The organism is Myxococcus sp. AB025B (assembly GCF_006518215.1).
GTDB lineage: Bacteria > Myxococcota > Myxococcia > Myxococcales > Myxococcaceae > Myxococcus > Myxococcus fulvus.
Window position 1 is genome coordinate 13,701 of sequence record NZ_SRLW01000037.1, and the last position, 21,699, is coordinate 35,399.

Genomic DNA, 21,699 nt, shown 5'->3' on the forward strand with positions numbered 1-21,699 from the left:
CGAGAGGTGCGAGCGATGCACGACGCGCGTACACGGCTGGTCGAGTCGATTCGAGGCGCCATCCTGGGGGAGGGGCGGGTGCTCGACGGCCCCTTCGGGGCCCGCCGGCTCACCTATGCGGACCACGCCGCGTCGGGCCGCTCCCTGGGCTTCATCGAGGACTTCATCCGGGACCACGTGCTCCCGTTCTACGCCAACACCCACTCCGAGACGTCCGGCACCGGCGCCCAGACGACGCGCTTTCGCGAGGACGCACGCGACATCATCCACGCGGCCGTGGGCGGTGGACCCGAGGACGTCGTGCTCTTCTGTGGCTCGGGCGCCACCGCGGCCGTCTGCAAGCTCATCGACATCCTCAACCTGCGCATCCCCGCGGACCTGGATGCCCGCTATGACCTGCGCTCGCGCATCCCCGCCGCCGAGCGTCCCGTGGTGTTCGTGGGGCCCTACGAGCACCACAGCAACGACCTGCCCTGGCGCGAGTCCATCGCGGACGTGGTCACCATCGACGAGGACGCGGACGGGCGCATCGACCCGGACCACCTGGAGCGGGAGCTGGTGCGCTACCGGGAGCGACCGCTGCGCATCGGCAGCTTCTCCGCCGCGAGCAACGTCACCGGCATCCTCAGTGACCTGGAGGGCATCGGCGCGCTCCTGCGTCGTCACGGCGCGCTCGCGTTCTGGGACTTCGCCGCGGCGGGCCCCTACGTCCACGTGGAGATGAATGGCCGGGAGGACGGCACTTCGCGGCCCCGCGTGGAGAAGGACGCGGCGTTCCTGTCACCGCACAAGTTCATCGGCGGGCCGGGCACGACGGGGGTGCTCGTGGTCAAGCGCAGGCTGCTGGGCAACCGCATCCCCACCGTGCCGGGGGGAGGCACGGTGTCCTATGTGAGCGGCAGCGAGCACGTCTACCAGCGCGACCCCGTGCATCGCGAGGAGGGTGGCACGCCCGCCATCGTGGACTCGATACGCGCCGGGCTGGTGTTCCGGCTGCGCGAGTCCGTGGGCGTGGAGCACATCGACGCCCTGGAGAAGGACTTTGTCCGCAGAGCCCTCGCGCGCTGGGGCGCGAACCCCGCGCTGCGAATCCTGGGTAACCCCGCGCTGCCCCGGCTCCCCATCGTGAGCTTCCTGGTCCGCCACGGTGACGCGTACCTCCACCACAACTTCGTCGTCGCCCTGCTCAACGACTTGTTCGGCATCCAGGCGAGGGGAGGGTGCTCCTGCGCGGGCCCCTACGGCCATCGCCTCTTGAGCATCGACCCCGTTACCAGCCACCGCTTCCAGGACGTCATCTTGAGCGGCACCGATGGCGTGAAGCCCGGCTGGGTACGCCTGGGCTTCAACTACTTCCTGTCCGAGACGACGTTCGGCTTCCTGTTGGACGCGGTGGACTTCGTCGCCGCCGAGGGCTGGAAGCTCTTGCCACGCTACGTGCTGGAGCCCGCCACCGGACAGTGGCGCTATCGGGGACACCAGCGGACGCTGCGACGGCTGGATGCGCTGTCCTATGCGCACGGCGACGCCGAGGCGCCCGCTCCCGGGCGCTCCGTGCCCGAGTCGGAGCTGACCTGCTATGTCGCCCGCGCGCACGAGGCCGTCGAGGAGGCGCTCCAGGACTACGCGCGCCTGAAGACGGACGACGCCCCGCTCCGCGCGGAGGCCGAGCGACTGCGGTGGTTCCCGCTCCCCGGCGAGGTGCTCGAGGTGCTGACCCGCGAGCACTCCACCGGCGAGAAGGGGACGCCCTTCAGGCTCCAGGGGACCTGAGGGGCGCCGGGGCTCAGGGGTTGATCTTCCAGGGCACCGTCACGGCGGGCTGGAAGCAGTGCACCTGCGCGAGGTAACCCAGGCCCAGCTCCTGCACCACGCCGGCGCCATACCCTCGCGCCTGGCACCACCGGCTGACCTCCAGCTTGGAGTCGGTGGTCATGAAGGCGCCGGAGTTGGACACGGGGCCGAGCTGGTCCTTGGGCACGTCCTGGATGAGGCCGGAGTTGAAGCAGCCCACCCAGGGACGCGAGGTCACCTCGAAGATCTGTCCCGTCGTCCATCCCAGCTTGTTGCACCAGCGATGCGCGGCGGCGCCGCAGTCCAGCGTCTGCGCGACGCGCTCATCCGTGCAGAGCCCGTGCAGGCGCGACAGCTCCTCGAAGGTGACGGCCACGCTCTCGTGTTGGATGGGCCCACAGGCCACGTTGACGTCGGTGGCGTTCGCGCCGGCGAGCACGCCCAGGAGCGAGATGGGCGGGCGGTTGCCGATGAGCTGCTGAATCGTCTCCAGGACGTTGGTGCTGTTGGCCAGCGCGTCATGCGCCCCGCGCTGCGCGCAGACGCGGTGCATGGCTGACGAGCAGGCCCGCGTTCCGAGCGCTGCGTAGCTGTTGCACAGGTGGAACTGCTGGCTCATGCCGAACTGCCCCTCGGTGGGCGTCTCCTGGATGGCGGTGTCCAGACAGTCCGCGCCCGGCGAGGTCATGCAGATGGAGCGGGCCGAGCGCGCGTGGTTGAAGAAGCGCACCTCGTCGATGGCGCCCTTGAACGAGCCCTCGCCATTGACGGGACAGGACTGGGTGTTCATCACGTTGCCCGCGCCGATGCTCAGCACGCCCGTGCCCAGGCGGAAGCTGCCCGGGGCCACCGGGAGGACGCGGCGCGTGGGCACGCCGTTGAGGTACTCGCGGAAGACGCCGGTGACGCCGTCCCAGGAGTAGCCCAGGTGGGTCCACGCGCCGACGGGCAGCGGCGGGCTGCGCCCCAGGCGCACGCGGGTGCCGTTGATGACAAAGGAGAGCTGCACCGTGTTGTCGGACTCGTAGATGAGGTCGATGGCCCCCGACTTCTGGAAGAGGTAGCGATAGGGATTGCCGGTGGTGCAGCCCGCGTGGATGTTCGCGTCGGGGCGGACGGCGAGCTGCACGGTGAATCCTCGCACCAGCGCGCCCACGCCGCGCACGGTGCCGCTGGGGTCCGTGAGATTCACGGTCAGGGCGCCGCCTCCGGGGACGACGAGCGCCTTGCCCTGGCCGTGCGGCTCCCACAGCGAGCCGGAGGTGGACTGCGTCACGAAGTTGCCCGCGGAGATGGACGCGGTGCCGGTGAGGGTGCCCGTGTAGAAGTAGCCCGAGTGGTCCGGCGTGCGCGTCAAGTCGTAGGCGCCCGCGCGTGTCACCAGCTCGTTCATGGGCAGGTTGAGCACGTGGAACGGGTCCACCAGCTCGCCCACGTCCACCTCGTTGTAGTCCGACGTGTTGCTGCCGAAGAGGGCGAGCACGTCGTGGGACTTGGTGACGGGCAGGTAGCGGCTGTCGTTGTTGGCGCCGGGAGGGAAGTTCTGCTCCGGGGCGCGCTCCTGCTCGAAGTTCCACATGGGGCCCGAGTAGAAGAGGTGCGCGATGTCGAGCCGGCCCGTGTTGATGGCGCCATCGATGTGGTACGCCGTCCACTGGGTGTCCGCGCCAATCAGGCTCACCGCCTCGCGGCGCGCGCCATCCGTGTAGACGACGCCGGTGTACGTGACGTTGCGCCCCTCGTGGTCCACCCACGGGTACGCGCCGCGCAGCAGCGGGCCGGACGTCGTCTCGCCGAAGAGCTCGCCGGTGGCGGCCTTGAGCTTCTGGCGCGCCAGCGGATAGCGCTGCACACCCGAGGCCGTGTCGGTGTTCATCATCGACAGGGGACGCGGGTTGCTCCAGCCCGAGGCGGCGCACGGCGTGGGGTTGTAGGTGTACATCAGGTGGTCGATGCCGCCGTCGTTCAGGGGCCCGCCCTGGAAGATGAGCAGCCGGCCGTCGGAGGTCATCGTCGGCTCGATGCCTCGGATGCTCGCGCCGGTGACGGTGGTCAGCGTCTCCAGGTTGCCGGTGGTGAACGACGAGATGTCCGCCTGCGGCGTGAAGGGCTGGGACACGCGGAGGTCCACCGGGCGGCGGCGGAACACGTTGGGCCCGTTGAACATCATCGAGTCGAAGAGGTACGGCTGGTACACCGCGAGCCCGTCCACCAGCGTGTAGGGCTGGGCCGGGTGGGTGAAGCAGAACGCCAGCGCGTTCTCTCCGTTCCTCACCGTGGTGGTGCGCCCGGGGGAGAACGCGGCGGCGAAGCTCGGCTTGCCCTCCGCGTCGTACGTCACCGCCTCCGGACGGAACACCCGCGCCACCCAGGTGGTGGTCGTCGTCGCGTGGTCCTCGCGGATGTTGCCCACGAAGACGCGGCCATCAATCGTGGACGAATGCCCGTTCGCGCCGAAGGGCGTGCCGATGCGCGTGTTCACCAGCGAAGGGCGCTCCGCCGCGAGGACTGCTGGCGCCGCCACTCCCGCGAGGAACAGCGTGGCGAGGCGTGGAACCCACCGCGAACGACTGTGTTTCGACATGGGACCTCCTGACTTGGAGTTCCAATTATGCTTGAATTACGGCCATTGGCCGCGAGGCCCTCGGGGGCGAGTGAGAGGGGGCGGGCAAAGGCTGTCCGGAATGGAAAGTGCGGCTGCCGGCGGATGGCTGTCGTCAGGGGCCGCGTTGACAAGATGGAGGGTGGCGGGCATCGTGGCGGAACTCGATGCGCCGCTCGACCCACCACGCATGTTGCTGCTGTGACGCACCTGCGGTGGGCGCCTGTCGACCCGTGGCCTGAGAAGCCTGGTTCGAGCTGGTTCGAGGAAGCCCACCATCCGCGAGGAGGTGGGCTTTCGGCTTTCTGGTGTTCGAAACCCCCGTCCATCGCGCCCCTCTCCGCTGTCGAGGTTCCGCCATGGCAGGTCCACCCCCGCATCGATGCACCCCGCTCCTGGCCGTGGCGCTGGGCTGGCTGTGCTCGTCCGTCGCGCTGGCCCAGACACCTCCGCCCGCCGAGCCCGCGCCGCCCGCTCCGGGGAGCGTCAGCGTGAGGGCGACGTCCGAGGGAATCTCCCTCCACTCCGCCGACAACGCCCTGTTGCTGAAGCTGCGCGGCTACGTGCAACTGGATGGTCGCTTCTTCGAGAGCCGCGCGGACCGTCCCGGGGCGACGACGCTGCTCATCCGGCGCGCGCGTCCGCTGCTGGAGGGGACGCTCTTCAGCCTGTTCGACTTCCGCCTGCTGGTGGACTTCGCGGCCAACGTGCCTCCGCTGTGGGATGCCTATCTGGAGTTCCGCCCGCGCAAGGAGGTCCGGGTGCGCGTGGGCAGGTTCCGTCCGCCGGTGGGGCTGGAGCGCAGCCAGTCCGGCATCCATACGCTCTTCATCGAGCGGGCGCTGCCCACGGACCTGGTGCCCAACCGGGACGTGGGGGTGATGGTGCACGGGGAGCTGAAGGACGGCGTGGTGAGCTACGCGCTGGGGGCCTTCAACGGCACGGCGGATGGGGCGAGCGCCGACACCAACCTGGATGACAGCTTCGACCTGGCGGCGCGGGTGTTCGCCCATCCGTTCCGGGCGCTGGGGCTCTCGTCGCTCTCGGGACTGGGGCTGGGCATCGCGGCGTCGCGCGGGTCGCAGTTCGGCTCGGCGTCCACCACGGGCGAGGCGCCGCTGCGCTCCATGGGGCAGCAGACGTTCTTCATCTTCAGGACGGGCAACGGCCTGGGAGAGACCGTCGTCGCTCACGGCCCGCACGTGCGCTGGTCCCCACAGGGCTATCTCTACCTGGGACCGCTGGGCGCGATGGCCGAGTACGTCTCCTCCACCCAGGAGGTCAACCTGGGGGAGCAGCACGCGAGGCTGCGCTTCGAGTCCTGGCAGGCCAGCGCGTCGTACGTGCTCTTCGGCGGCAAGGCGGCCTACGACGGCGTGAAGCCCACCGAGCCGTTCGGCGCGAGCGCGGACGGCTGGGGCGCGGTGGAGGTGGGGGCGCGCATGTCCGAGCTCCGCGTGGACCCGGACGCGTTCCCCGTCTACGCGGACCCCACGCGCGCGGCGCGCAAGGCCCATGGCTGGGGCGCGGTGGCCAACTGGTACCTCAACAACAACGTCCGGGTGGCCACCTCGTATGACCACACCGAGTACGAGGGAGGCGCCGTCGACGGCGCCCGCCTGCCCGAATCCGTCGTCATGTCCCGCTTCCAGGTGAGCTGGTGAAAGGCCCCTCCATGCATTCGTGGCTCGTGTCGTCCCTGCTCGTCGTGCTCGCCCTCGTCGGGTGCTCCAAGCCCGCCGGTGCCGAGGCGGCCTCGGCCAACGTCGTCACGCTGCTCAACGTGTCCTACGACCCCACGCGGGAGCTGTACGTGGACGTCAACGCGGCGTTCGCCAGGGATTGGGAGGCGAAGCGCGGACAGAAGGTGTCCATCAAGCAGTCCCATGGCGGCTCCGGCAAGCAGGCGCGGGCGGTCATCGACGGGCTGGAGGCGGACATCGTCACGCTGGCGCTGGCCTACGACGTGGACATGCTCCACGACAAGGCGTCGCTCATCCCGGAGGGGTGGCAGGCGCGGCTCCCGCACAACAGCGCGCCATACACCTCCACCGTCGTCTTCGTGGTGCGCAAGGGAAACCCCAAGGGCATCCGCGATTGGGAGGACCTGCTGCGCGAGGACGTCGCGGTCATCACGCCCAACCCGAAGACGTCCGGCGGCGCGCGGTGGAACTACCTGGCCGCGTGGGGCTACGCGCTGCGCAAGCCGGGAGGCACCCCCGAGAGCGCGCGCGGCTTCGTGGAGGCGCTGTTCCGTCGGGTGCCGGTGCTCGACTCCGGCGCGCGGGGGGCCACCACCACGTTCGCCGAGCGCGGGCTGGGCGACGTGCTCATCGCCTGGGAGAACGAGGCCTTCCTGCTGACGGACGAGGTGGGGCAGGGGCGGTTCGACATCGTCGTGCCCTCGGTGAGCATCCTGGCCGAGCCCCCGGTCGCGGTGGTGGACCGGCACGTGGACAAGCGCGGCACGCGCGCCGTGGCGGAGGCGTACCTCCAGTTCCTCTACTCAGAGGAGGGGCAGCGGCTGGCGGTGAGGCACCACTACCGTCCGCGCTCGGAGGCGGTGGCGAGCAAGGAGGGCGCCCGCTTCCCGAAGCTGACGCTCTTCACCATCGACGAGGTGTTCGGCGGCTGGCGCAAGGCGCAGGCCGCGCACTTCGATGATGGCGGCGTCTTCGACCGCATCTACGTCCCCCAGGCGCGCTGAGCCATGAGCACGCCCGCGCGTCGTCATGTCCTGCCCGGCTTCCGCCTGTCGCTGGGCTTCACCTGGGCCTATGTGGGGCTGTTGGTCCTCATCCCCCTGTCGAGCCTCTTCCTCAAGACGTTCTCCCTGACGTGGCCGCAGTTCTGGGAGACGGTGACGGCGCCCCGCGCGCTCGCGGCGTACCGGCTGAGCTTCGGCGCGTCACTGGTGGCGGCGCTGGTCAACGTCGTGTTCGGCCTGCTCGTCGCGTGGGTGCTCGTGCGCTACCGCTTCCCGGGCCGCTCGCTGGTGGAGTCGCTGGTGGACCTGCCCTTCGCGCTGCCCACGGCGGTGGCGGGGCTGACGCTCACCACGCTGTTCTCGTCGAAGGGGTGGTACGGACAATACCTGGAGGCGATGGGCAGCAAGGTGGCCTACACCTCCGTGGGCATCGCCGTGGCGCTGACGTTCATCGGGCTGCCCTTCGTGGTGCGCACGGTGCAGCCGGTGCTGGAGGAGCTGGACGCGGACGTGGAGGAGGCCGCGGCGACGCTGGGCGCCACGCCGTGGCAGACCTTCACGCGGGTGTTGTTCCCGGCCATCTACCCCGCGCTGCTCAGCGGCTTCACCCTGGCCTTCGCGCGGGCGCTGGGCGAGTACGGCTCCGTCGTCTTCATCTCCGGCAACATGCCGTTGCGAACCGAAATCGTCCCGCTGCTCATCGTCACCAGGCTGGAGCAGTACGACTACGCGGGGGCCACGGCCATCGCGGTGGTGATGCTGGTGGCGTCGTTCCTGCTGCTGCTCGTCGTCAACCTGCTCCAGCGCTGGAGCCACCGCCGGTTCGAAGCCCGGCCTGGAGCGTGACCGACATGCTGGCTCCTTCGAGTCTGGTGGCGCACCGCGTGACGCGCCCGCTGGAGGGCTCACGGTGGGTGCGCTGGACGCTCATCACCCTGGCGCTGGGCTTCCTGGCCGTCTTCCTCGTCGTCCCGCTGGTGGCGGTCTTCACCTTCGCGTTCCAGAAGGGGTGGGCCGCGTATGTGGCCGCCGTCACGGAGCCGGAGGCGCGCTCCGCCATCCTCCTGACGCTGACGGCCGCGGGCATCGCCGTGCCGCTCAACCTGGTCTTCGGCCTTGCGGCCGCGTGGCTGCTGGCGCGCTTCCGGTTCCGGGGGCGCGCGCTGCTGCTGACGCTCATCGACCTGCCGTTCAGCGTGTCGCCCGTCATCGCGGGGCTCATCTTCGTGCTGCTCTTCGGCCGGCAGGGCTGGCTGGGGCCGCTGTTGGCCGAGCACGACGTGCACGTCATCTTCGCGGTGCCGGGCATCGTGCTGGCGACGGTGTTCATCACCTTCCCGTTCGTGGCCCGGGAGGTGCTCCCGGTGATGCAGGCGCAGGGCAGTGACGAGGAGGAGGCGGCGCTGACGCTGGGCGCGAGCGGCTGGCGCACCTTCCTGCGCGTCACGCTGCCGAAGGTGAAGTGGGGCGTGCTCTACGGCGTCATCCTCTGCAACGCGCGGGCGATGGGCGAGTTCGGCGCCGTCTCGGTGGTGTCCGGGCACGTGCGCGGCGTCACCACGACGCTGCCGCTGCACGCGGAGATTCTCTACAACGAATACGACTTCGCCGGAGCGTTCGCCGTGGCCTCGTTGCTCACGGTGCTGGCGCTGGTGACGCTGGTCCTGAAGAAGTACGTGGAGTGGAGGAGTGAGGCGTCATGAGCATCGTCGTCGAGCAGCTCACCCGGCGGTTCTCCCCGGGCGGAAGCCCCGCCGTGTCGTCGGTGTCGTTCCAGGCGCCCGCGGGGGCCATCACCTCGTTGCTGGGCCCCTCGGGCGCGGGCAAGTCCACGCTGCTGCGCCTCATCGCCGGGCTGGAGGTGCCCGACTCGGGGCGTGTCCTCATCGACGGCGCGGACTGCACGGCGCAGCCGGTGCAACAGCGCAACGTGGGTGTCGTGTTCCAGAGCTATGCCTTGTTCCGCCACATGACGGTGCGGCAGAACGTCGCCTTCGGATTGGAGATGCGCAAGCTCCCCCGGGCCGAGGTGGAGGCGCGCGTGGACGAGATGCTGCGCCTGGTGCAGCTCGAGGCCCTGGGCGCGCGTCATCCGGCGCAGCTCTCCGGCGGCCAGCGTCAGCGCGTGGCCTTCGCGCGGGCGCTCGCCATCCGCCCTCGTGTGTTGCTCCTGGACGAGCCCTTCGGCGCGCTGGACACGCGGGTGCGCGAGGAGCTTCGTGAGTGGCTGCATGGCCTGCACGAGCGCACCGGGTTGACGACGCTCCTGGTGACGCATGACCAGCAGGAGGCGCTCGAAATCTCCCAGCACGTCGTGGTGCTGAGCGAGGGGCGCGTGGCCCAGGCGGGCTCACCGGAGGACATCTACGACCGCCCGGCCTCGCCCTTCGTGGCGTCGTTCATCGGCGGGGCGAGCATCCTGCGAGGCCATGTCCAGCAGGGGCGCGCGGCGCTCGGCTCGCTCGCCCTGGCGATGCCGTCCGCCGCTCGGGAGGGCCAGGCGGTGCATGCCTTCGTGCGTCCGCATGACATCAAGCTGGCGCGCACGGATGAAGCGGCGCGAAGCGCCTCTCCTGTCACCGGGAGGGTGGAGCGCCTCAAGTCCGTGGGCGGCTTCGTCAAGGTGCTGTTGCGACTTCCTTCGGGCGATGAAGTGACGGTGCAGGTGTCCCGCTCCGAGTTCGATGCGCTCGGCGTCTCGGAAGGGGACGCGGTCCACGCGGACGTGCGCTCCGCCTCCGTGTTCGTGGGGGACTACGCCATCTGACTTTGTTGTCCCTCCGAATGAAGCAGGTGCTAGAATTCGAGTAAATCGTGTTCTCGCATTATTCCAGGAGGAGAGGATGGCATATCGGAGCGAGTCCAGCTGGGGTGCGTGTTTTGTCTTGGGCGGGTTGTTGTTGGGGGGATGTGGGAACGAGGTTCCGGCGGAGCCCGAGCCGCCGCCGTTGACCGCACAGGAGCAGAAGGAGCTGGCCTACGACCCGGGGCCGGGCTGGAACCTGGCGTGGCAGGACGACTTCACGGGCTCGGCGCTGAACTCGGCGAACTGGAACGTGCTGACGAGCAATTACGACCCGGTGACGGGCAACTGCAACTTCGGCACGGGGGAGCTGGAGTACCCGCGAGCGCAGAACGTGACGGTGAGCGGGGGCAAGCTCATCCTCACCGCCGAGCGTACCAACGACGCGCCCAATGACTCGCGTTGCACCGGCTACGGGCCGCGCTCGTTCTACTCGGGGCGCATCCACACCAAGGGCAAGGTGGAGCGGACCTACGGAAAGCTGGTGGCGAGCATCAAGGTGCCGTCCGGTTACGGCATGTGGCCTGCGTTCTGGACGCTGGGGGCGAACATCTCCAGCGTCGGCTGGCCGGCGGCGGGGGAGATCGACATCCTGGAGTGGCACTCGAACGAGCCGTCGTGGATGAAGGTGGCCACGCACTGGGGCGAGGGTGCGAGGGATTGGGGCTCGGGAGCGAACCGGGGCTACAGCCTGGCGGATGCGTTCCACGTCTACGAGCTGGAGTGGACGGCGGACCGGATGGTGTTCCGCTTGGACAACCAGGTCCGGGCGAACGCGGACTTCGTGCACGCGGCGCAGGCCTTCCGGCAGAACCACTACATCCTGTTGAACCTGGCGCTGGGGGGGAACTGGTATGGCAATACGCCGGCGGGCAACGTGGACCTGCCGCTGGGACAGCGCAAGACGATGGAGGTGGAGTGGGTGCGTTGGTACCAGGCGGGCAGCACGCCGGGGGGGACGCTGACGAACCCGGGCTTCGAGTCGGGCATGACTGGCTGGGCGACGTGGAGCCCCAACGGCACGGAGGCCGCGGACTTCAGCGAGACGCACAATGGTGGGCACTCGGGCAGCTATCACCTGACGCACTGGAACAACGCCGCGCCCTTCGAGGTGTGGACGTACCAGACGGTGTCGGGGCTGGCGTCCGGCAACTACCGGGTCCGCGCGTGGGTGCGAAAGGGCGGCACCTTCGACCTGTCGCGCATCCAGGCGAAGACGTGTGGCGCGTGTGCGCCCGTGTTCACGGAGCTGGGGACGTATGGTGCGTGGACGCTGGTGGAGACGCCGACCATCAACGTCACCGGCGGCTATCTGGAGCTGGGCTTCCACACCCGCGCCACCACGGCCAACGGTGCCAACTTCGTGCACATGGATGACGTGCAGTTGGTGAAGCTGTAGCCGCTGCACGCCGCGCCGGACGCTGAACGTCCCTCCGGCGCGGTGGGAACCCGCGCTAGGTGGAGGGCATCCGCCTGCGTCGCAGGTTCGCCTGGGCGCTCAGCGTCACCGTCGCCATGAGCGAGGCATATGCCACCAGGGGCCACGCCGTGTCGCCGTCGAGCAGGACGACCATCAGCGTGCCCACGGTGCCGACGATGAGGCTCTGGACGCAGAAGTAGAGCGCGACGGCGGTCCCCGCCACGGCGCCGAAGGCCTGGAGCGCGCCGTTGGCCGTGACGGACGCCGCGAAGACGATGCCCGCCGCGATGACCCACATCGGCGCGACGAACGTCCAGAACGACGGGGCGGCGAGCAGCTGCCCCGCCGCGAGCAGGGCCGCGCCGGTGAGCAGCAGGAGCATGCCCCGCCTGAGGCTGCCCTCCAGACCCCACGCCGCCACGAAGCGCCTGGCGAAGCGCGTCGTCGCGATCATCGCGAGCGCCGCGGTGGCGAAGGCCAGGCTGAACCCGAGCTCGGTGAAGCCCGCCTGTCCGATGAGGACCCGGGGCGCCGTGGAGAAGAACACGAAGAACGCGCCCATGGCCGAGCTGAAGCCCAGCGTGTACGTCCAGAACGCCGCGTCGCGCAGGATGGGCCGGAACGCGACGGCGGGACGTGGCCCGTCCGCCGCGAGGGTCTCATGCCACCGGGGCCACGCATTCACCACCGCCGCCGTCGCCAGGACGCCGAGCGTGATGAAGGTGGCCCGCCAACCGAAGTGTCTCGCGAGCAGCGCCCCGACGATGGGGCCCAGCGCGGGCACGAAGGCCAGCATGGCGCTGAACAGGCTGTAGATGACCGCGCTCTCCGGCCGCTCCGCGTAGACATCACGGACGGTGGCGAACGTGGCGACGAGCGCCGCGGAGGCGCCCACGGCTTGCAGGAGCCGCAGGCCGACGAACGTCATCGCGTCCGAGGTGCCCGCGAGCAGGAACGAGGTGGCCGCGAACAACAGCGCGCCACCCAACAGCACCCGACGCCGACCGATGCGGTCCGACAAGGGGCCGAACACCACCTGTCCCAACCCGAGCACCGCCATGTAGAGGCTGAGCGTGAGCTGGATGATGGAGGCAGACGTCTGGAGGATTCCGACCATCGCCGGAACCACGGGCAGGTAGATGTCCATGGCCAGCGAGGCCAGGAGGTCGAAGGGGGCCATCAGCAACAGCGCTGCTGGCACGGAGTACGTCCACGACAAGGTTTTCGAGTGAGCCACGATGGCATCCGCACAAAAGGGGAACAGCGGGCGGCCATCTGCCTCTCCACGGGAACGTGATGAGCTTGGGACAGAGGGCCGCGGCAACAGGGTCGCCGCGGCTCACTCATCTGCGGATTTGGTCGTTCCCATCCGTTGGCTCCGAGAGGTGCTTCGGACTCTACAACATCCACCGCCAGGACAGGCCGAGCAGGGTGGTGTAGCCCACCACGGAGCGCTCGATGCGCCCCTCGGCGGACAGGAAGAACACGGTGGGGAACATGCTCACCCGCCACGCTTCCTGTATCGAGTCGTCGCCGAGCAGCACCGGGTAGTCCACCGCGTGCTCCTGGGCGAAGCGCCGCACCGCGGCCACGTCTTCATAGGCCAGCGCCACCGACACGACGTGCGCGGAGTCTCCGGCGATGCGGCGAAGCTGGGAGAGGTTGGAGGACTCGGCGCCGCACACGCCGCACCACGGGGCCCAGAAGGCGAGCACCACGGGTTTGCCTCGCAGCGAGGCGAGCGACACCGTCTCTCCGGAGAGCGTCTGCACGGTGAAGTCCGGCGCGGGCGCTCCGGAGCCGGGAAGGTGTCGGGTCTGCCAGGCCGCGACGGCGGTGAACACGAGCGCCAGCAGCACCAGGTCCACGCCCCAGCGCACCCACCAGCGCCGCCTCGCGCGGGCCCATGCGGCCCGTCCTCGCGCCAGCACGCCCGGCCCCGCCGTCTGCATCGGAAATCCTCCAGGAAAGGGACGCGCGACGCGCGTCATGGACCCATCCTGACATCGCCGGGGCCCTTCGGGGAGAAGGGCCCTCGGCGGCGCTTCACGTCAGAGGGGGCTGTGCTGCTCCTCGGCCTCCCAGGGGCCGGTCCTCACGCTCTCGCTGTCCTGGCGGTGCGAGCGTCCCAGGGCCTTGCCCACCGCGTGGCCGGCGCGCTCCAGGGCCCGGTCCACCGCGCCGGGGAAGGTCGCGTCCATCGCCTCCGACGCGAGCTGTCCGCCGTGCTCCAGGCGCACCGTGACCTTCGCCACCTTGTCCACGCCTCCGCGTGGGCCGTTGATGTCTTCCAAGCGCACCGTCACCTCGCGGACCCGGTCGGACAGTCGCCCCATGGCGAAGCGCGCGCGGCGCTCGACGTGGGTGCGGAGGGTCTCGGTGAGGGTGAAGTGTCGGGCTCGGATTTCGATTCGCATCCTCGGCTCCTTCCGGCCCACCATGGGCCTATCTCCTATCTGCTGGCCCGCGGAGTTTCGCGCCAATAGGAAAAGCTCCCGGGAGGCTTCGAAAAAACGAAGGTCTCCGGGAGGGAATGCGGTGGAGCGTGAGGGTGTTGGGCCCAGGCTACGTCCGGGCGGCGATGGGGACCCGTGTGTCTCGAGGCCACCCGAGTGCCGCGAGGATTCCTGACGCGCTGTACCAGCCGAGGATGTGACCGGCACCCGTGCCCATCACCGGGACGGGAAAGTGGCCGGGCTCCGTCACGGCGAAGGCCGCCGTGAAGTAGAGGACGAAGCTCGCGGACAGGGACAGCAGCGCGTCGTCGTGCCTGGCGGTGACGGCGCGGGTGATGCCCGCGAGGCCCGGGACGAGCAGGAGCGCCAATGCGAGTCCCGCGACGATGCCGATGAGGGGGGGCCACCGGAAGGCCAGCTGGAAGATGCGCTCGACGTGGTCGACGGGCTCGAGCGGGTCTGGCCGCAGCCATGCGGTGGCGGAGACGCCGAGGACCGCGGTGCAGCTGAGTGCGCGTGAGAGCCACGACGTCGCGTGAGCGCGGGCGAGCAGGAGGCTCGCGGCCAGGGCAAAGGCGGTGGCCTGTCCCGCGTCGGGTTGCGCGGCGTGGATGGCGGAGAGGACGACCGCGAGCGCGGCGGCGATGGGGAAGTGGCCGCGCAGGGCCGCGCTGATACCGAGCAGGACCCAGGGGACGAGCACGCTGGAGGCGTGGAGGCGGATGGGGCCGAGCGCGAGCCAGCGGCGGATGCCGTCGAGCCCGGGGAACAGCAGGGTCGCGGCCGTGAGCAAGGTGGCGATGACGGCGACGGGGACGGCGGCGCGGAGGAGCGCGGTGCTTGGACGGCGGACCACGGTGAGGGCCACGGCGGCGCCCAGGAGCGCGGCCACTGCGTTGATGGCGAGCGCACTGAAGGGGACGTCGATTCTACGGGCGATGACGGCGCCGAGGAGGATGGCGGGGAGGGGCAGCAGGATGAACCACAGGAAGGGAGCGCCCTTCGTCGCGGTGCTCGACATGGACGGCCGAGTCTATGTGCCCTGATGCAGCACGGCATGGCTTCTGAGCGGGGTTTCCGAGGGGCAATGGCAACCTCGGTGTGGCCCTGCGAGGAATGGGGCTGGGGGATGACGGCGAGAGCGAAAAGTATGGGGTTGTCTCCGGTGGCTGGGGTCCTGGCCGGAGTCTCATTCGCCGTTCATGGAGGTGACATGTCCACGCTACCTAGTGTCCTCTTGATGTCGCTGAGGCTGTTGTTGGGGGCTGGTGAGGGGCCTGTCGAAACAATCCCGCCCGAGAGTGCTCAGCCGGAGGAGGTGGAGTCGCTCGCACTCTGTACGCAGACTTATACCTGTTACTATTACAGCAGCCCGGCGCGAACAACGCTGTTCGGGTATGCCTCGTGTGCGTGCGGGCGCGAGCCGAGCGGGTGGGGAGGGGAGTCTTCCTGGGTGCGTGTGGAACTGGGGCCGAGCTGCGATGGAGGCTCGACAGGGGCTGCACCAGCAATGGCGCCCTAATCAGACCGGGTCGTTTGTGACGGTGTGCAGGGGTGTCATTGACTCCCGTGGACAGTCTATCTCAATCGCCTCATAGTCGTGGTTGCCCCATGGGCACCCACTGGAAAGGCATACGGCCAATGAATATCCGTCAGGTTGCGGCGTTCGTGTTCTTTGCTGCGGTTTCAACGGGATGTGGAGGCGTCTCCGACCCGGAATATCGAATCGAGCATGGTGAGAATGGCTCGATGGTCATTCACAGTGACTCAGGCTCCATGCCGGTGACGTCGGGTACGGTGGTGATGACCGACGGGACTGAAGCGAAGCTCTCTTCGACCGATACGACGCAATCCATCGTCTATGTCGACTGTTGCGAATACTGCGTGTTCTGGTCGGATGGAACCTTCTACTGCGCGGGCTGCGACGTCTGCTGAGTCGCTTTGAGATCGCGTGAAGTCATCGGTCCGCCCCTGCCTGCGAGGAGGCGCCCGGAGTGAGCCCTGGTGGCGTCTTGTGCCACGGTCGCCCGGACGTCGAATCCAGGCGGCCGCCTGGCTCCACCCCGTGGGGTTTCGCTGACGGGACGTCGCCGGGAATCCGTTCGGGAAGGGCGGCCGAGGGGCAGGATTTCCCGCCCGGTCTCCATCAGTTTCCTGAGGAAGACCGGGCGGTTGTCCCTGCGCGCGATGCAGGAGTCGAACCTGCGGCCTTTGGCTCCGGAGGCCAACGCTCTATCCAGCTGAGCTAATCGCGCAGAACCGCTGCGGCGAGGGCACAAGTAGCCGAACTTGCTGGCCGACGCAAGCACACATTCTGCCCGAGGCCGCCGAGGTGACACCCCTGGCGGGTCCGCGGCCGCCTCCGTGCCCTAGGGTCGAGCAGGCACGGAGGCCACTTCCTCCTGGAGGACTCGGATGTCGCGGACGACCCGATGGGCGGTCCTGGGCCTCGTGGGCGCCCTGCTGGTGGCAGGCGCGGGGGCCTCCCTCTGGGCCCGGGCCTACGTTCGACGGAGCCCCTCCATCATCCACCCGGATGAGCTCCCGCCACCTCCACGGCCGTAGCCCCCCGGCGACGCCCCGGCCTTCAGGGCGAACTAGATGCCGTTGCAGCGCCAGATTCCCCCAAAGGAACAACTGCACTCGCCTCGCTGGCCCGAGGCAAAGCAGCACGGCTCCTCGTTGGGGAACAGGCAGGCGCTTCCCCTGAGCTCCTCGCAACTCAAGAGCCCCGCGCACGCCGGCGGCGTCGTGGGGCACGCGATGAACGTCCCGTTGCATGTCACCCCGTGGTTGTCCTGGGCGGAGCAGAGGGTCGTGCCCCCCGGACAGCTCACCGAGCCAGAGGCGCAGGTGGCCGTGCAGGTCGAGAGCTCCTGCGAAGACTCCTGGATGCCTTCCGTCGTGACGACATCTTCAGCAGACGGCGCTCCACAGCCCATGGCCATGGCCGCCAGCAGACCCAGTGCCGCTCCAATGAAATACTTCGTCGACATGGTTGCCTCCTTGGGGAGGATGCAACGGTATTCGACGAGGGATGGGCAGGCCCATCCCAGGAATCTGGGATTGCGGAGTCATCGGGCCGCGGCACCCCGCCCGGGACAGCCCCGGGCGGAGTGCCGAGACCTCAAGCCACTACAGCAGCGAGCAGAGCAGCCCGGGGTACGTCGTCCCCGAGGGGCAGCCCTCGCCCTGGCAATACCGGGCCCCCGAGTCGACGGCGGGGTTTCCCAGCAGCGCGGGAACGCGGACCTGACAGGAGCCCACGGACTGGTTGCCCGTGTTGTCCGACACGCCATACACGAACGTGTAGACGCGGCCATTGCCCAAGAGCGCCGCCTCCGCGCGCACCAACGCGGACTTGCCATCCGCGCTCAGCTTGATGTCGTCACAGGCCAAGAGCCGCAGCAATGACAGCGCGTCGTTCTGCTCGTCGGAGGTGACGCGCAGCAGCGTGCCCGCCTGCGCCAGGGGCAGCGTGCCGCCACAGTTGTCCGTGGCCGGCAGAGCGCAGTCATCCAGCGACACCAGCACGTAGTCGGAGCCCGCCGACGGCGTCAGGGTGATGCCCCGGCTCGCGCCCGGCGTGGGCGCGGTGACGTCCACCACGCTCACCGTCGCGGAGCAGGTGCTCGTGCTGGCGCCATCCGTCACGTCCAGACGGACAGGCGTCGTCCCCAGGGGGAACGGGGCCGCGGGGGTCTGGCTCACGCTGAGCGGCCCCGGGAAGCCATCCGGGTCGAACGAGCCGTGGTCCACGGAGGCCTGCCCCCGGCACGTCGCGTCCGCCTGGACGGTGACATCCTGGCAGCTCGCCACCGGCAGCTGATTGGTCGCACACGGAATGGCGAAGTCGAACGCGGCGCGGTTGTTCGCCTCGTCCCCCTCGTCGAAGACGCCGTCGTCGTCAGCGACCACCACCACGCGCTGCGTCCCCTCCGGCACCGTGAAGGAGAGCTGGAAGGGGAAGCGCTCGCCCCCCACCAGGAAGGGAACGCTGACGATGCCCAGGCGCGTGCCGCCCGCGCCCGGCTCGCCCGCGTAGATGGCCGTCGTCGAGCCGGCGATGCCAGTGGCGCTCAGGTTGTGCACCGTCGCGGACAGCGTCAGCGCCGTGGCCTGGCAGGACGCCACCAGGTCCACCACCGCCAGGTCCAGCTCACCTACCGCCGCCTCCTGTGTCTGCAAGGAAGATGGCGCGCCCACTTCGGAAGAGCTGCCATCGCAGCCGCCCAAGAGAAACAGCGCCGCGAGCGCGGGGAATCCATATACACGTGTCATGTCTGGCTCCGGTCAATGGCCTCGCAATGAGGCATGCCCACGTTAGGTCAATTGCGTGGGTGTATTGAACTGGGTCAAATCATTCACGCAATGACTCACCGAGGGGTGGTTTCCACCCAACCGAGGATAATCCTGTAGCCGAGTCCCAGTCAGTAAAGCCCAGATTCCGTGTCCCCCAGGACTCTCCGTGCACCACGGTGTCTGAAACGGCGAGAAAGCGCGGGCGCCCGCCCTGGGTGTCTGGGATTCGCCGCCGAGGCTCAGGCGTCGTCCGGCGCGAGGGCAGGGGCGCGGCCATCGCTGATGGGCCTCATCCTGTCAGTCCTGACAGGCCTCCCATCCGGAGTGTCTGGCTTTGACTCAGGGGAACCCTTCGCACGGGATGGCGCACTACCGGAAGCACGACTACCTGCGCATCGACCCGGTGGTCCGCCTGGGCGTGAGCAGCACCGAGCTCGACGAACTCTTCGCCCAGGCCCCCCAGCTCCTCGAGGATGCCCGTGCCTTCGGGCTGGCCTCCGCGGTGGCCCAGTCGTGCTGGGCGGCGCACGGCGTCTTCGGCCTGCTCACCTTCGCCCGCGCGTCACCCGAGCCGCTCTCCGACGCCACGCTCGCGGCGCTGCGTCAGCCGATGCTGGTGACCGCCCACCAGCTCCACGCGCGGATGATGGGCCTCCTCGTGCCCCGGCTCGCGCCGGACGTGGACACCGCGCTGACGCCGCGCGAGCGCGAGGTGCTGCTCTGGACGGGGGAGGGCAAGACGTCCGCGGACATCAGCACCATCCTGGACATCTCCGAGCGCACCGTGAACTTCCACATCGGCAACGCCCTGCTCAAGCTCAACGCCACCAACAAGGTCCAGGCGGTGGTGAAGGCGCTCACCCTGGGGTTGATGGACGCGGGGTGAGCACGGGACTCAGGCGCCGTCGCCTTCTTCCGGCTGGGGCGGCGGCAGGAAGATGCGCACCGCGCGCACGCGCCGGGGCGAGGCCTCCACCACCTCCAGCTCCAGGCCGTCCTTGGTCTTCAGCTTGGTGCCGGGCTCGGGGATGGCGCCGCCCGCCAGCGCGATGCTCAGCCCCGCCACCGTGGAGTAGTCGCCGTCCTCGGCCAGCTCCAGCCCCAGCTCGCGGTTGATGTCGCGGATGGCCGCGCTGCCCTGCACCACCGCCGCCACGGGGCTCTCGCGCCGCACCAGCTCCTCGGGCGTCTCCGACTCGCTGAGGATGTCGCCCACCATCTCCTCGACCAGGTCCTCCACCGTCACCAGGCCCACCACGCCGCCGCGCTCGTCCACGATGATGGCCAGCTGCATGCGACGGCGCTGCAGCTCCTTCAGCGCGTCAATGGCCCGCATCGTCTCCACCAGGAAGAAGGCCGGCCTGAGCACGTCCTCCAGGACGATGAGGTTCCCCTCCCACGCCACGGCGAGCAGGTCCTTGGCGATGACGTAGCCGACGATGTTGTCCAGTGAACCCTCGAACACCGGCATCCGCGAGTGCCCGCGCTCCAGCAGCATCTGGCGAATCTCGTCCGCGCTCGCGTGGCGACGCAGCGCGACGATCTGCTCGCGCGTCACCATCAGCTCGCCCACCGTCAGCTCGCCCATCTCGAACGCGCGCGCGGCGATTTCGCCCGCCTTCGGGTCCAACGAGCCCTGCTTCGCGGCCTCCTCCACCAGCGCCTGGAGCTCCTCCGCGGACAGCCGGCTCTCGGTGAAGTTCGTCTTGTCGCCGAACAGCCGCAGCACCACGTTGGAGCTGGCCGTGAGGAACCACACCACCGGCCGCATCACCCACGACAGGCCCAGCAGGGGCCGGCCGATGAGCATCCCGTAGCGCTCGGACGCGCGCAGCGCCAGCGACTTGGGCACCAGCTCCCCGAGCACCAGCGACAGGAACGACACGAAGACGACCACCGCGGCCAGCGCCACCTCGTCCGCCGTCGTCTCCGGCAGGCCCAGCTCCATCAGCACCGGGGCCAGGCGGTTGGCGATGCTCGCGCCACCGAAGGCCGCCGCCGTCGCGCCGATGACGGTGATGCCGATCTGCACCGTGGCGAGGAACCGCTCGGGGTTGGCCCGCAGGGCCTCCACCGCCTTGGCGGAGCCACTGCCTTGCTCCATCAGCTCCTTCAGCCGCGTCCTTCGGATGGAAATGATGGCGAGCTCGGCCCCGGCGAACACGCCATTGGCCAGGACGAGCAATAAGATGATGAGCAGCTCCGATGCGATGACGGCCCTCCTCTCAGGAGCCCTCTACCGTATCCCCGGTTGGCCGGCGGCTCACCCACCAAGTGACTGCAAGAGGAGAGACAGTTGATCCCGGCTGGCGCCCTTGGGCAGGTAGTAGTGGGGCCCGGCCAAGAGGGCCATGCCCACGTCCTGGGCCGCCGCCGAGGTCAGGAACACCACCCGGGGGTGGGGTCCTCGTGGCAGCCGCTCGAGCCGCTCCACGACCTCCAGGCCGCTCATGCCCGGCATGTTCAGGTCCAGCAGCATGACCTCGAAGCGCTCACCGCGCCGGAGGCTGTCCAGGGCCTCCTGGCCGTCGGCCGCCTCCATCGTGTCATACCCCAGCTCCTCCAGGCTGAGCCGCAGGAACTCCCGCCAGTCCGCGTCGTCGTCGACCACCAGCACTCTTCTCGAGCCGTCATCGGTGTCCAGTCGCGCCAAGCATCCTCCCCAACATGGGAAGAACCCCACCGCGCCCCCGGGCCATTCGCTTCCCCCGGTGGAATGGCTTCCGCTCGCGGAGCGGGCGGGCGGACATCAGAAGAGGGCCATTCCCAGCTGGGTGACCAGGTACTGCAGCGCGGGGCGCACGTTGTGGCTGGCCGTGCGCGGACGCTCCGGCTGGGTGGAGTGGCACCACACCGGCTCGCTCAGCAGGCGGCCCTCCGAGTGCTGGAGCAGTCGGAAGCGCCCCAGGTCGGTGGAGCTGCCCGCGTTGAAGACGCGCAAGGGGCGGCCGTGGGCCGTGTCCACCACCGTCTCGTTGGGGTGGTGGCGGTGGCCGTGGAGGACCAGGTCGCACCTGCCCTGGATGCGCGCCACCAGCTCCGCGCCCAGGGACAGCTCGGACGCGTGGGGCCAGCCCATGCGCGTGGCGAGCCGCTCCGGGAAGCTCTCCTCGGGCAGGGGCAGCACGTGGTGGTGCACCAGCACCGCCACCAGCGCGTCCTCGGGGGCGCGGCCGAGCGCCTTCTCCACCTGCTCCACCGTCTCGAGCGACAGCTCGCCGTGGCTCGCGAAGTAGTTGCGGTTGTGCTCGCCGGTGGAGTCCACGCACACCAGATACAGCCCGGGGCGCTCCACGGTGCGGACCTTCAGGCCGTCCATCCAGCCGCCGCCCACGTCCTCGCCCGGGCGGTCATGGTTGCCGGGGATGAGCGTGAGCCGTCCGGTGTCCAACAGCGGCGAGAAGATGTCGAGGAAGCGACGGTACTCCTCGTGCGAGCCCTGGTGCGTCAAGTCACCGGTCACCACCACGTGGTCCGCGCGGTTCGCCTGGAGCGCCGCGACGAGCGCGCGGGCCTGGGCGTCACTGGCCGGGCTCAGGTCCAGGTGCAGATCCGAAAGGTGCGCCAACGTCCTTGGGGGCATGCACAGCAACGTAGGCATCGACCGCGTCGGCT

18 protein-coding genes and 1 tRNA gene are annotated in these 21,699 nt (G+C 69.4%); 9 read left to right on the top strand and 10 right to left on the bottom strand.

The genetic code is table 11. The features are described 5' to 3' along the window. Nucleotides 1-15: 15 nt before the first annotated feature. Nucleotides 16-1,773 (top strand): aminotransferase class V-fold PLP-dependent enzyme, encoded by a 1,758-nt coding sequence (locus FL311_RS08570; protein ID WP_141324450.1) that lies wholly within the window; start codon nucleotides 16-18, stop codon nucleotides 1,771-1,773. Between the two features lie 13 nt (nucleotides 1,774-1,786). Here FL311_RS08570 and FL311_RS08575 read toward each other — a convergent pair whose 3' ends face one another. Continuing rightward, nucleotides 1,787-4,378, bottom strand: a complete 2,592-nt coding sequence (locus FL311_RS08575; RefSeq protein ID WP_141324451.1) for a LamG domain-containing protein — start codon at nucleotides 4,376-4,378, stop codon at nucleotides 1,787-1,789. A gap of 377 nt (nucleotides 4,379-4,755) precedes the next feature. Here FL311_RS08575 and FL311_RS08580 point away from each other — a divergent pair, with 377 nt between their 5' ends. The 6 genes from FL311_RS08580 (at nucleotide 4,756) to FL311_RS08605 (ending at nucleotide 11,305) form a co-directional block, all read left to right on the top strand. Then, a complete protein-coding gene (locus FL311_RS08580; protein ID WP_141324452.1) occupies nucleotides 4,756-6,060 on the top strand; it encodes an OprO/OprP family phosphate-selective porin in 1,305 nt (434 codons plus the stop codon). An 11-nt stretch (nucleotides 6,061-6,071) separates the two neighbouring features. Continuing rightward, the gene (locus FL311_RS08585) at nucleotides 6,072-7,103 is read left to right on the top strand and encodes a sulfate ABC transporter substrate-binding protein (RefSeq protein WP_141324453.1); all 1,032 of its coding nucleotides are present in this window, start codon (nucleotides 6,072-6,074) and stop codon (nucleotides 7,101-7,103) included. A gap of 3 nt (nucleotides 7,104-7,106) precedes the next feature. Further along, entirely contained in the window at nucleotides 7,107-7,949 is an 843-nt protein-coding gene (cysT, locus tag FL311_RS08590; RefSeq protein ID WP_141324454.1) for a sulfate ABC transporter permease subunit CysT, read from the top strand. 5 nt (nucleotides 7,950-7,954) lie between these two features. Continuing rightward, nucleotides 7,955-8,806: a sulfate ABC transporter permease subunit CysW gene (gene cysW / locus FL311_RS08595; protein ID WP_194869121.1), complete on the top strand. Its 852-nt coding sequence runs from the start codon at nucleotides 7,955-7,957 to the stop codon at nucleotides 8,804-8,806. Beyond that, on the top strand, nucleotides 8,803-9,870 hold the full coding sequence (locus FL311_RS08600) for a sulfate/molybdate ABC transporter ATP-binding protein (protein WP_141324455.1): 1,068 nt from the start codon (nucleotides 8,803-8,805) through the stop codon (nucleotides 9,868-9,870). The genes cysW and FL311_RS08600 overlap by 4 nt, the downstream gene beginning before the upstream one ends. 76 nt (nucleotides 9,871-9,946) lie before the next feature. Next, nucleotides 9,947-11,305: a family 16 glycosylhydrolase gene (locus tag FL311_RS08605; RefSeq protein WP_141324456.1), complete on the top strand. Its 1,359-nt coding sequence runs from the start codon at nucleotides 9,947-9,949 to the stop codon at nucleotides 11,303-11,305. A gap of 55 nt (nucleotides 11,306-11,360) precedes the next feature. Here the strand turns inward: FL311_RS08605 and cml are convergent, their stop codons facing one another. The 4 genes from cml to FL311_RS08625 form a co-directional block, all read right to left on the bottom strand. Continuing rightward, a complete protein-coding gene (gene cml, locus FL311_RS08610) occupies nucleotides 11,361-12,545 on the bottom strand; it encodes a CmlA/FloR family chloramphenicol efflux MFS transporter (protein WP_255510327.1) in 1,185 nt (394 codons plus the stop codon). Between the two features lie 178 nt (nucleotides 12,546-12,723). Further along, nucleotides 12,724-13,278 carry a TlpA disulfide reductase family protein gene (locus tag FL311_RS08615; protein WP_141324475.1) on the bottom strand — a complete coding sequence of 185 codons (555 nt, stop codon included), beginning with the start codon at nucleotides 13,276-13,278 and terminating at the stop codon, nucleotides 12,724-12,726. 99 nt (nucleotides 13,279-13,377) lie between these two features. Further along, a complete protein-coding gene (locus tag FL311_RS08620) occupies nucleotides 13,378-13,743 on the bottom strand; it encodes an HPF/RaiA family ribosome-associated protein (protein WP_141324457.1) in 366 nt (121 codons plus the stop codon). A 148-nt stretch (nucleotides 13,744-13,891) separates the two neighbouring features. Continuing rightward, entirely contained in the window at nucleotides 13,892-14,803 is a 912-nt protein-coding gene (locus FL311_RS08625) for a hypothetical protein (RefSeq protein WP_141324458.1), read from the bottom strand. A 590-nt stretch (nucleotides 14,804-15,393) separates the two neighbouring features. Between FL311_RS08625 and FL311_RS08630 the strand changes: the two genes are divergently transcribed. Then, nucleotides 15,394-15,717, top strand: coding sequence for a hypothetical protein (locus FL311_RS08630; protein ID WP_141324459.1), 324 nt, complete (start codon nucleotides 15,394-15,396; stop codon nucleotides 15,715-15,717). Between the two features lie 246 nt (nucleotides 15,718-15,963). Here the strand turns inward: FL311_RS08630 and FL311_RS08635 are convergent. Next, a tRNA-Arg gene (locus tag FL311_RS08635) sits at nucleotides 15,964-16,037 on the bottom strand. 880 nt (nucleotides 16,038-16,917) lie between these two features. Further along, the gene (locus FL311_RS08640; protein WP_141324460.1) at nucleotides 16,918-18,063 is read right to left on the bottom strand and encodes a hypothetical protein; all 1,146 of its coding nucleotides are present in this window, start codon (nucleotides 18,061-18,063) and stop codon (nucleotides 16,918-16,920) included. A gap of 355 nt (nucleotides 18,064-18,418) precedes the next feature. Between FL311_RS08640 and FL311_RS08645 the strand changes: the two genes are divergently transcribed. Next, nucleotides 18,419-18,970 carry a LuxR C-terminal-related transcriptional regulator gene (locus FL311_RS08645; RefSeq protein WP_228556757.1) on the top strand — a complete coding sequence of 184 codons (552 nt, stop codon included), beginning with the start codon at nucleotides 18,419-18,421 and terminating at the stop codon, nucleotides 18,968-18,970. A 9-nt stretch (nucleotides 18,971-18,979) separates the two neighbouring features. Here FL311_RS08645 and FL311_RS08650 read toward each other — a convergent pair whose 3' ends face one another. From FL311_RS08650 to FL311_RS08660, 3 genes are all read right to left on the bottom strand, one after another. Further along, nucleotides 18,980-20,269 (bottom strand): hemolysin family protein, encoded by a 1,290-nt coding sequence (locus FL311_RS08650; protein ID WP_141324462.1) that lies wholly within the window; start codon nucleotides 20,267-20,269, stop codon nucleotides 18,980-18,982. A gap of 78 nt (nucleotides 20,270-20,347) precedes the next feature. Next, nucleotides 20,348-20,737, bottom strand: a complete 390-nt coding sequence (locus tag FL311_RS08655) for a response regulator (protein ID WP_141324463.1) — start codon at nucleotides 20,735-20,737, stop codon at nucleotides 20,348-20,350. Nucleotides 20,738-20,833: 96 nt separating this feature from the next. After that, nucleotides 20,834-21,685: a metallophosphoesterase gene (locus tag FL311_RS08660; RefSeq protein WP_141324464.1), complete on the bottom strand. Its 852-nt coding sequence runs from the start codon at nucleotides 21,683-21,685 to the stop codon at nucleotides 20,834-20,836. Nucleotides 21,686-21,699: the final 14 nt, after the last annotated feature.

Coding starts and splice junctions, on each gene's coding strand:
- FL311_RS08630 (WP_141324459.1), top strand. CDS start 15,394: ATGGGCACCCACTGGAAAGGCATACGGCCAATGAATATCCGTCAGGTT.
- FL311_RS08615 (WP_141324475.1), bottom strand. CDS start 13,278: ATGCAGACGGCGGGGCCGGGCGTGCTGGCGCGAGGACGGGCCGCATGG.
- FL311_RS08625 (WP_141324458.1), bottom strand. CDS start 14,803: ATGTCGAGCACCGCGACGAAGGGCGCTCCCTTCCTGTGGTTCATCCTG.
- FL311_RS08575 (WP_141324451.1), bottom strand. CDS start 4,378: ATGTCGAAACACAGTCGTTCGCGGTGGGTTCCACGCCTCGCCACGCTG.
- FL311_RS08600 (WP_141324455.1), top strand. CDS start 8,803: ATGAGCATCGTCGTCGAGCAGCTCACCCGGCGGTTCTCCCCGGGCGGA.
- FL311_RS08585 (WP_141324453.1), top strand. CDS start 6,072: ATGCATTCGTGGCTCGTGTCGTCCCTGCTCGTCGTGCTCGCCCTCGTC.
- FL311_RS08605 (WP_141324456.1), top strand. CDS start 9,947: ATGGCATATCGGAGCGAGTCCAGCTGGGGTGCGTGTTTTGTCTTGGGC.
- FL311_RS08640 (WP_141324460.1), bottom strand. CDS start 18,063: ATGACACGTGTATATGGATTCCCCGCGCTCGCGGCGCTGTTTCTCTTG.
- FL311_RS08570 (WP_141324450.1), top strand. CDS start 16: ATGCACGACGCGCGTACACGGCTGGTCGAGTCGATTCGAGGCGCCATC.
- cysW (WP_194869121.1), top strand. CDS start 7,955: ATGCTGGCTCCTTCGAGTCTGGTGGCGCACCGCGTGACGCGCCCGCTG.
- FL311_RS08580 (WP_141324452.1), top strand. CDS start 4,756: ATGGCAGGTCCACCCCCGCATCGATGCACCCCGCTCCTGGCCGTGGCG.
- FL311_RS08620 (WP_141324457.1), bottom strand. CDS start 13,743: ATGCGAATCGAAATCCGAGCCCGACACTTCACCCTCACCGAGACCCTC.
- cysT (WP_141324454.1), top strand. CDS start 7,107: ATGAGCACGCCCGCGCGTCGTCATGTCCTGCCCGGCTTCCGCCTGTCG.
- FL311_RS08660 (WP_141324464.1), bottom strand. CDS start 21,685: ATGCCTACGTTGCTGTGCATGCCCCCAAGGACGTTGGCGCACCTTTCG.